Source organism: Microbacterium sp. P5_E9, assembly GCF_054049175.1.
On the sequence record NZ_JBFUMV010000143.1, the window covers coordinates 1 to 530 of the forward strand.

A 530-nucleotide genomic window follows, 5' to 3' on the forward strand; every position below is an offset into this window, starting at 1 on the left:
GCTACGAGGTCGGCCCGCGTGTCGGTATGGCGCTGCACGGCGCCCAGATGCTGTCGCGCGGCTGGCACTCAGGGTCGGTGTTCGGCACCCATGCCGCCGCGGCCGCGGTCGGCAAGCTACTCGAGCTCGATGCGGGCCGCCACGAAGACGCGCTCGGTCTTGCAGGCACACAGTCGGCCGGCCTCATGGCCGCGCAGTACGAGGCCATGTGCAAGCGCATGCACCACGGCTTCTCGGCCCGCAACGGGCTCTATGCGGCGGTGCTGGCCGAGGGCGGCTACACCGGCATCAAGCGGGTGTTCGAACGCCCCTACGGCGGCTTTCTCTCGACCTTCGGCGAAGGGCACGATCCCGACGCGTCGCAGATCACGAGCGGGCTCAGCGAGCGCTGGGAGGTCGAGCGCATCGTSMTCAAGCCCTACGCGGCSATGGGYGSSATCCATTCSCCGCTCGAYGCGCTSTTCGACATCGMSGCGCAGCGCGCCCTGAAGTCCGACGAGATCGCACGCATCGAATGCGAGGTCTCGCAT

The 530-nt window shown here is 68.8% G+C and carries 1 protein-coding gene; it reads left to right on the forward strand.

All coding sequences use genetic code 11. The annotated features are described in order from the left end of the window. The coding region (locus ACXJ3V_RS20685; RefSeq protein WP_457102232.1) for an MmgE/PrpD family protein at positions 1-530 on the forward strand (530 nt) is incomplete at both ends.